An 8,463-nucleotide genomic window follows, 5' to 3' on the forward strand; every position below is an offset into this window, starting at 1 on the left:
CAACGGTGAAGCATTGTTTCTTCTTCCATGACACAAAACCTCATGTCAGATCAAGAAATTCACGGCCGGCGCTCCATACACCATTTTAGGAGCGGTAATGTTGGGCATCCTGCTTGCTCACTATTAATTTCCGTCAGCTTGTGATCCAGATGGCAATCAACAGGAGCGGACAAGAATCCAGAAGATCGCAGAGCCGTTATTATCTGCAGGGAAAAGTTGTAGAGCACTCGGCATAAAGCCCGATGTGTGCCAACTGTTGTGAATAGGGGGCTTTAATGGTTAAATTTTCAGAAAAGCAACTAGACACGCTATTCGATAAAAAGTTCAGGGAATCGGAGCAATTCGCTACATGGTTCCTGAGCAAGACGAAATTTCAAAATCGCCAGACCCGCATAGTCGTGTTGCGCTCCAACCATCCATGGTATCAATCGAAAAAGACGGGAGTACAATCCGAGACTGACATTCTCATCGTTCTCGAAGACCACGCTACTGCAGAAAGATTCGCAATCCACATCGAGAATAAGCTTGCGGCTGGGAAATTCACCAACAACCAGCCCAAACTTTATCACGAAAGAGCATACGATTGGCGGCACAATGCAAAATTTGGGAGCTATAACGACTTTGAGGTCGTTTTGATTGCTCCGCGGGTCTTCTACGATAACAATTTAGAGGAATCAAAAATATTTGATCGCTACATTCCTCATGAAGAAATAGCCAAATTTATCCCCGAATTCGGCTTCTAGGTATTCGATGCTGTCACAGTGCTCGTAGCGCTTTAGCTGGAAATATTGCAACAATAACAAAGCCACGAGGAATTCCACAAATCGAAATAGGTTTTAAAATTTCGAGCGATAGCGGAGCAGAAATTGGGTGAGATACTCGTCGGCAATGGCTTCATACGCGTCACAGCGTTCGACAATTTGGTCGTAGGTTCGATGGTGCATGCCTTTGGGGCGCGGCTCGGGGATGCAATCGAAAATCGACATATGCTTGTCGCCACTCAGGCGGCGCCGCAACTTCTCTGCATTGTTCCCGGCGCGTAGCGGCCGGGTCAGGAACTGGCTCCGGTAAGCGGCAACACGCTGCCAGGCCCGGCTGCTGGCGTAAGTTTTGGTGCCCAGAGGCCGCCAAAGAACCGAGCATTTCCGCCGCGTTTGCGGACAGAGAAAGTACCATTGGCAGCCGCCGAGATGACGCGGCTCGGCGACGAGGTCGACGCTCTGGCTCAGCGCAGCCAACTCGATTTTGAAAACACCTGATCGCTCGCCCGCGAATTCGAGGCAAATTGTGCCAGAAGCTTTCTCCGGACCGTGATCGACGACGGTCCACGTCGCCCTCAGCCCCGGCAAATTCGGCCGCTTAAGCAAGCGCACCAGCCGGTTAATATCGATGCTCGAGCCTTCCTCGAACATGGCGCGGCGTCTCCTTTTGACCATGACCAGACCTCAAAAAAATCAAAGAGGATGAAGTTTCCGTTTCACCCGATGCTTGATTAATTTTCATTCCGAAAAGCTCCACCGGTCATCCCGGGGCCTCGCTTTCCCTAAGCAGGCACATCTCCTGGAATTTTGCTTCGACGCCCCATCAAGCTTTGCTCCACGTGCCGCACTTCATTGCGGCAAAGCACCACAGCCTTGATCACATCCTTGCCCCACCACCACCCCGTAAGGGGTGTGGGGTGGGGCGATCGCAAAATTATCTGCCGAGCAAGTGAGGCAAGCGAACACAATGGCGGTCATGCATTCGCCCAGGCTCCAACCTTGACATATTCCCGCTTCACGCGCCTTTCATCGAAGGCGTCATATAACTCGAGAGCACCTGATGCCAGCCACGTCTTCACCAGAGCCGAAGTCTTTGCCTTATCCGCCGGCTTCATCAGATTCAGCCCCAGAACCGTGGCCACGGCATGACCAATCCAATCCTTGGCCTGAGAATTGGCGCGATATTTAGCCTCATGGATCTTTTCCTGAACCCGCAGCAAATCAGTTGTGCTGACGCCTGCGAAGGCGTCAGGCAATGTCCAGGACGTTGCCACACCGATATGGTCGCCGTTGCCCAATTCGACCGAACGCATTTCAAACCAGGCGCTCTGATCTGACGCAACGCTCAGGTTGCCTTTGCCGTCATTGGCACGAAAATACCGGCGCCGTTCAGTGACGTCGGCTTTACGCGCCTCATCCGCAGTCATGCCATTAATGACTCGGGCTGCACGGGCGGCGCTCAAGAGAGCAATTGCGCCGCGCCCGTCCTCAACTGTGGCCTCCGCGCCACCCATCTTCCGATTATGGTGAACCAGTTCGATTGCGCAACCTGTGGCGTTTGCAATGTGTCCCCATGTTTTGGCGACCACTTCGATCGCCGAATTGTCGTTTTCCGGAACGGCATGGCAGGAGACAAACGGGTCTATGATCAGCAGCCCGATATTATTTGTTTTTATGGTCTGGACGATTTCTTCGACTTGCGGTGTCGCGCAGGCCCTGGCCCCCTCCATTTTGGCGACCTGTATGGGGCTGTCCCGGCCGCTGTTGATGAATAGCCGACCTTGCAGCTCGTCAGGCGGAATATCATAATAAAGCGCCACTGCGGCGACGCGCTTTTGCAGTTCCTCAAGCGGATCTTCGCCATTCCACACCCAGACCCGTGCCCGCTCCTGCGGCGTGATGCCAAGCAGATTGCGGCCAGACGCAATGGCAAGGGCCTCCGTGATCACGAGTGACGATTTGCCCAAACCGCCCAGACCGGACGTAACGGACAAATATTTGCGGATATAGTGCCTGCCGTAGATGAATTTCCGCGGCGGAAGTTCGACCGGATCAACCCAATTAAACGGCGTCGCCTTGAGTTTCGGGGTCGGTTTGACCGATTCAAGCTTCAGCGAAGCATTCTGCATCAGCACAGACAGATTTTTCGAGCTGTCTGCGGCATCGGCAATCATTGCCTGTCCCGCCTCCATGATTTTCCGCCGCGCCGCGAGTTCGGCTATCATGCGGGCGTATCCGACCGTTTGCATGGCCGTCGGCACCTGAGCCGCCAATTGTGCAAGGTACGAAAATGCGTCTGGCTGTGGTTGCGAAAGCATCGGGCGAATGGTGACAAAGTCCACAACCCGGCCTTGAGGAATGAACACCTCCATGACCTCAAAAATCTGCCGATGAAGAGGATGGACAAAATGCTCGGATTTAAGACGATGCGCAACGCGGGGATAGATTTCATTATTCCCTAACAGCGCCCCGAGCACCGCCTGTTCGGCCTCGAGGTCCTGAAGCATATTGCCCGCCGGAGAGAGATGAGGTGTCGTCATTTCGTCACCTCATGATTTTCTGTTGCAAGCAGGCGTTTGAGCTCGACCAGCGGCACAAGACGACGACCGCCGATCCGTACCGTTTTCAATTTTCCCGATTTGATGTAACTGTAAAGGGTCGTGCGCCCGACGTTGATCGCCTGGCAGGTGTCATCGACCGACAGAGCCAGAGGCTCACTGATTTGCGAGGGTTTGGATGTGTTCATTTGCGACCGTCCTTGTTTAGACGGTCTGTTCTTATGCACGCGTTTTCGGGGCAGTCTGCAACGCCAAGTAGCTTCAAGCTGGCACATCAAGTAGCTTGATGCGGGAAATTTCTGCTATGTTTTTGCTTGCTTGCGCTTCAGAAATTCAGAACCTTCCCAAGCCGAAATCCAGCGAACCAGGGTGGCATGCGAAGGTCTCTCGTTCAGACCCAGCTTGAAAATAATCTCTGTTGCCAATCGTTCTTGTGAATAATCGGGATGTTTCTCTCTGATTTCTAAGGCAGCGCGAAATATGTCGTCTTTCTCATTCGTTGGTCGTGCAGCCCGATTCTGCGCCGATTTTAGCCCGCCGCGGCTGGCCATCGCGGCCTTCAAAGCACTCTCGTACGTTCGGCCGCGAATGGCGAGGCCCAGTTTTAGGCCGACCTGAAAGGCGTTTGAATATGCTCGATAGGCATTATCGCGAGTGCTGGGTTTGACAGCTTGATCAGTCGCCAAACTTTTTGAGAACAGGATATAATTCCTGATCAAACCTGCAATTTCGGAAGCCTCACCCTTTGAAATTCCGGAATTCAACAAAAAGCCGACGCTCTCACCGATTTCGTGATCGGGTGTATCGGCTTTGGCTTTCAACAAATCACTCACCAAATCTTCCAAAGATTTCGGCTTGTTCAGCATGAGCCATCTCACTGTGGATTTTGGGTTCACGGGACAGAAACACGATTTTATTCCGGTTTCTCAGGATAGATCATCACAGCTCTCCTCGATACTGACAACTGCGAGTTTGATACCAGTTTCCTATAGCCGCTCGGTGTATTTGATTGAAAGATTGATCAAGTATTGTCAACTCGTACTTCAAATTGACCCATTTTTCACACTGCGCTGATCCGTTTTGATTTAATTAAATCACTGAAATTTATCAAAAATTTCTCGATAACGCGGATCACCACTAAATACAAAAATGGTTCAATAAGAGAAGGAAATTAACAGTATGATACCTCTCACAGAAGTTCCAAATTGCAAAAGCACACCGGACGCCGCACAGGCATATTCGAGTCTGAATGGCTAGTCCGAACTATTGGCGAAGGCTTGCATCTGATCAAATTGCGCCGGGCGCACTTGAACCTGCCGCACCCCGGTCGTGTCGAAAATTCCGGGTGTCACATCCAGGTCGCCACGAACGCTCTGCCCGGGAAGCTCGACCCTCCGGCGTTCAAGGATGTGCGCAAAATCAAAGATAGTTTATCACGCCAAATGCACGTCACTTGTCACTGGTTCAAATTCAGCGAGTGCTCACTGTGACGAGACGCTTAACCGCGCTATATCCAAGGTTCAACACGATGAAAACCAAAAACGAGCCCGCCAAGTCACCCAGCATCATGCCGAAAAGCATGAAGGCTTCGAATGGGACGCCAAATTCAGGATCAAAAAAATAGAGCAGTTGATATGTGCCGGTATTCAGTACCGCGTGGAGAATACAAAAATAGAGTACGTCAATTGCATCAATATCCGAATAGGCGATGCCAGGATGCAGCAGATCCGAGATGTTCCTGTTGGTTACGGTCATCACAGCCAAAGTGATCGCGCTGACGAGAGCGGGCACGATTGCAACGGCCAGATTGGACAGTCCGTGCACCTCTGGATAGAGATAGAAATTAATCAATATACCCGCGCCGAATATGCCAAAGGCCGCTGCATACCCGAAACATAGCGACGAAAGCGTGATGACAGCCGCTGGTAGGTAAAAGATCGAAATTCGGTCATTGAGGTTGAGAAAACCAAGGTAGCGCTGTTGCAGAACGAACGTCAGAGTCATCAAAATTGTAACGGCGCATACATTGCAAATTTTGTATAGCATGGCTCCACCCTACACTAGATCTGATTTTATCGATATAAGGGGCATGCATTATAACTTAATTTGACGCGATGGTTTTTATACGAATATAGTTGTGATACTGCATTATTGAGATAAATCAAATATAGAAATTATTATATTATAAATTAATTATATTTGATATTTATTTTGCCTCGCTGGCTTTGTATAGCGCGCTCATGATGAACGAACGCAACATTCAATTGTGCTTGTGGCAATTATATACTTGACGCACCACGCCGTTTGAATCATATTAGATTCAAGGAGTTAGGTGATGTCTGCTCTCTCCAGCCCATATTTTCATGATGAAGCCGCCGCCTTCGCGCATTTGGAAGCTATTCTCTGGAATGGCAATCCGGTTTGCCCGCATTGTGGCTCGGTTTCTGGAAAGCATTATGACCTCGGCAAAACCCGCGTCGGCCTTCGCAAGTGCTCCGATTGCCGCAAGCAGTTCACTGTGAAAGTTGGAACGGTTTTTGAATCCGCCCACATTCCTTTGAACAAGATGTTACAAGCTGTCTATCTGATGACTTCCTCCAAGAAGGGCATTAGCGCACACCAGATACACCGCATCTTGCAGATTACCTATAAGAGCGCATGGTTCCTTTGCCATCGCATTCGTGAAGCAATGCGTTCTGACAGCCATCTTGCGGACGGTGGTCTTGGCGGCTTTAACAAAATTGTCGAGATTGACGAAACCTATGTCGGCGGCAAAGCCAAGAACCGCGCATTTAAAGAGGTTGCCGCCAAGAAGCCGGTTTTAACTTTGGTCGAGCGTGATGGTCGCGCCGTTTCATTTCATGTTGCCAATGTGACTTCTAAAACTTTGCGCCCGATTATCGCCGCGAACATCAATCTTGCCAGCGCAATCATGACAGACGAAAGCCCTGTATATCCTAAGATCGTCAAGGATTTCGCCAATCATCACACCACGAACCACAGCGCGAATGAATATGTTCGCCTTGGTGCATACGTTCACAGCAATACAGCAGAGAATTTTTTCTCGATCTTTAAGCGCGGCGTGACTGGTGTTTATCACTCGGTTTCTGAGGCCCACTTGCATCGCTATCTGGCGGAGTTCGATTTTCGCTACAACAACCGCTTGAAATTAGGCGTAGAGGATGCGCAGCGCAACGTAAATGCCTTGGCAGGGATCAGCGGCAAGCAATTGACTTACCGGTCAGCTAGCGCAGAATAATAAAAAGGGTGGAATAAGTATCATGGCCGAGAATGATCGGATTGAGCTAATTATTGAAGGGCTTCCCGAAAACGAAGGGCGGGTTCGCCTCAATACGTTTATGGCTCAATTACAACATTTGGGAGCCGCCTTAAACAAGCTTGACCGCGAATCCAATGATGGGAAGGCTGGCTCTGTTTTTAATATTGCCGCACTTTCTTATAATAGCCCCATGAGGGTTGTCTTGGAGGCAAACCCAATATCTTCTCAACTGTTTACCGGCCACATTGTGGTTGAGAGCCTTAAACGGGTATCTAATGCCGTTAAAGCTGGAGACAGTTTGTTAGAATTTGACGCTGATATTTTGGAAGAATTTCATGCTTTAGCAAAGCCAATTGGAAAAAGCTTGAAGCATACGACCTTGATGTTTAATGGGGAAGTTCTTGATTTCACGCCAAAAATTTATCAGCATCTCGAACAGGCTCTTGCTGTCGATGAAGAGTGCGAGGGCGGAATTGAAGGCAGGTTGGAACAAATCAATCTCCACCAAGGCGTGAATACGTTTCAGATATATCCAGAAGTTGGCCCAAAAAAAGTTACCTGCCATTTCACGCCGAAAATGTATGATGATGCTATATCCGCGGTGGGGCGGCGTGTTGAGGTATTCGGAACGCTTAAGTATCGTGCAGGCGCACCTTTTGCTCATCAAATTGCGGTTTCCCTTATAGACGTCCACCCATTTGAAAATGATATTCCAGACTGGGATGATCTTCGAGGACGCGCGCCAGATGCGACTGGCTTGTTAAGCAGCGAAGCGTTTATTCGGGAGCTTCGCGATGCCTGGTGATACACCTGTTTACTATTGGGACACCTGTATATTTGTAGCTTGGCTTAAGGATGAGGAACGCAAGTCCGGGGAAATGGATGGCGTTAGGGAATTAATTGAGCGGTCAAAGCGCCGCGAAGCGAAAATCATGACGTCCGTTCTAACTTCAGTTGAGGTTTTGTCCGCGAAAATTCCAGCTGGTATGGATACGTTTTTCAAAAATATGATGAAGCGTGTAAGTCAGGTCAGCATGGATATTCGGGTTTCTGGGATTGCTCATGATATTCGCAATCATGCCGCTAATAGTGGCGTTAAGGTGATTGCTTCGCCTGATGCCATTCATCTTGCAACGGCAATCTTATATCGTGTTGCTGAGTTTCACACATTTGACGATCAGTTGCTCCAATTTTCGGGCAATGTCGCAGGGAACAAATTAAAGATATGCAAGCCAGAAGCAAAACGCCCTCAACTCGATCTACGAAAGCCAAGGCCGTGACAGGCGAAAGCTTCGAGCAAGCCGCTCGTGCTCTTGGATGCGACGAGTCCGAAGAGCAGTTTAACGAGATTCTAGGCAAAATTGCGCGGCATAAGCCGATAGAATCCAAGGTATGCCCCGAATGTCAGCACGTTTTCCAAGGCAACGGATGGGATGGCATTGACGCTCATTGGAAATCGAAGCACGAGAAAATCATGCCATATGAAGAGGCGTGGCCCTTGATCAAGGCTGGCAATTACTCGTGCCGTTAGAGCGCTCTATCTGGTTTGTAAAGTATATAGTTGCCGAAAGATTGATCAAGTATTGTCAACTCGTACTTCAAATTGACCCATTTTTCACACTGCGCTGATCCGTTTTGATTTAATTAAATCACTGAAATTTATCAAAATATTCTAGATCCTATCGAAATTCTCTCAGATCAAGTCATCATAACATATAGGCAGCGTCGGGTGTTAAATCCTTAACTGCATTTACATATTGATCGCCCCCATCGCGACAGTCATTGACCAACCTGACAGAGGAATGGGTGCAATTATGGTGCGCGGTTCACGATCGTAACTGTTTGCTCAGCCCATCGGACTTGA

Annotated in this window: 9 protein-coding genes; 4 read left to right on the forward strand and 5 right to left on the reverse strand. The window is 49.4% G+C overall.

The features are described from left to right. Positions 1-275: 275 nt before the first annotated feature. Positions 276-743: a hypothetical protein gene (locus AC0N03_RS12510; RefSeq protein WP_474289132.1), complete on the forward strand. Its 468-nt coding sequence runs from the start codon at positions 276-278 to the stop codon at positions 741-743. Positions 744-836: 93 nt separating this feature from the next. Here AC0N03_RS12510 and AC0N03_RS12515 read toward each other — a convergent pair whose 3' ends face one another. The 5 genes from AC0N03_RS12515 to AC0N03_RS12535 form a co-directional block, all read right to left on the reverse strand. After that, positions 837-1,412: a hypothetical protein gene (locus AC0N03_RS12515; protein WP_474289133.1), complete on the reverse strand. Its 576-nt coding sequence runs from the start codon at positions 1,410-1,412 to the stop codon at positions 837-839. A gap of 323 nt (positions 1,413-1,735) precedes the next feature. Beyond that, positions 1,736-3,301 carry an AAA family ATPase gene (locus tag AC0N03_RS12520; RefSeq protein WP_474289134.1) on the reverse strand — a complete coding sequence of 522 codons (1,566 nt, stop codon included), beginning with the start codon at positions 3,299-3,301 and terminating at the stop codon, positions 1,736-1,738. Beyond that, a complete protein-coding gene (locus AC0N03_RS12525; protein ID WP_474289135.1) occupies positions 3,298-3,507 on the reverse strand; it encodes a helix-turn-helix domain-containing protein in 210 nt (69 codons plus the stop codon). The genes AC0N03_RS12520 and AC0N03_RS12525 overlap by 4 nt, the downstream gene beginning before the upstream one ends. Before the next feature lie 114 nt (positions 3,508-3,621). Beyond that, positions 3,622-4,185, reverse strand: coding sequence for a hypothetical protein (locus AC0N03_RS12530; protein WP_474289136.1), 564 nt, complete (start codon positions 4,183-4,185; stop codon positions 3,622-3,624). A 604-nt stretch (positions 4,186-4,789) separates the two neighbouring features. Then, positions 4,790-5,323, reverse strand: a complete 534-nt coding sequence (locus tag AC0N03_RS12535) for a hypothetical protein (protein ID WP_474289137.1) — start codon at positions 5,321-5,323, stop codon at positions 4,790-4,792. A gap of 331 nt (positions 5,324-5,654) precedes the next feature. On the opposite strand from AC0N03_RS12535, the gene AC0N03_RS12540 reads away from it, so the two are divergent. The 3 genes from AC0N03_RS12540 to AC0N03_RS12550 are packed head-to-tail and all read left to right on the forward strand — an operon-like array spanning position 5,655 to position 7,879. Continuing rightward, entirely contained in the window at positions 5,655-6,578 is a 924-nt protein-coding gene (locus AC0N03_RS12540) for an IS1595 family transposase (RefSeq protein ID WP_474289138.1), read from the forward strand. A 22-nt stretch (positions 6,579-6,600) separates the two neighbouring features. Beyond that, entirely contained in the window at positions 6,601-7,404 is an 804-nt protein-coding gene (locus AC0N03_RS12545) for a hypothetical protein (protein ID WP_474289139.1), read from the forward strand. After that, positions 7,394-7,879 carry a type II toxin-antitoxin system VapC family toxin gene (locus tag AC0N03_RS12550; protein WP_474289140.1) on the forward strand — a complete coding sequence of 162 codons (486 nt, stop codon included), beginning with the start codon at positions 7,394-7,396 and terminating at the stop codon, positions 7,877-7,879. Before AC0N03_RS12545 ends, AC0N03_RS12550 begins: the two co-directional genes overlap by 11 nt. Positions 7,880-8,463 lie beyond the last annotated feature (584 nt).

This window comes from Methylocystis sp. sgz306128, from assembly GCF_056032725.1.

Excerpts from the sequence above, each read along its gene's own strand:
- AC0N03_RS12530 (WP_474289136.1), bottom strand. The coding sequence starts at position 4,185 with ATGCTGAACAAGCCGAAATCTTTGGAAGATTTGGTGAGTGATTTGTTG.
- AC0N03_RS12525 (WP_474289135.1), bottom strand. The coding sequence starts at position 3,507 with ATGAACACATCCAAACCCTCGCAAATCAGTGAGCCTCTGGCTCTGTCG.
- AC0N03_RS12510 (WP_474289132.1), top strand. The coding sequence starts at position 276 with ATGGTTAAATTTTCAGAAAAGCAACTAGACACGCTATTCGATAAAAAG.
- AC0N03_RS12520 (WP_474289134.1), bottom strand. The coding sequence starts at position 3,301 with ATGACGACACCTCATCTCTCTCCGGCGGGCAATATGCTTCAGGACCTC.
- AC0N03_RS12545 (WP_474289139.1), top strand. The coding sequence starts at position 6,601 with ATGGCCGAGAATGATCGGATTGAGCTAATTATTGAAGGGCTTCCCGAA.
- AC0N03_RS12540 (WP_474289138.1), top strand. The coding sequence starts at position 5,655 with ATGTCTGCTCTCTCCAGCCCATATTTTCATGATGAAGCCGCCGCCTTC.
- AC0N03_RS12535 (WP_474289137.1), bottom strand. The coding sequence starts at position 5,323 with ATGACTCTGACGTTCGTTCTGCAACAGCGCTACCTTGGTTTTCTCAAC.
- AC0N03_RS12550 (WP_474289140.1), top strand. The coding sequence starts at position 7,394 with ATGCCTGGTGATACACCTGTTTACTATTGGGACACCTGTATATTTGTA.
- AC0N03_RS12515 (WP_474289133.1), bottom strand. The coding sequence starts at position 1,412 with ATGTTCGAGGAAGGCTCGAGCATCGATATTAACCGGCTGGTGCGCTTG.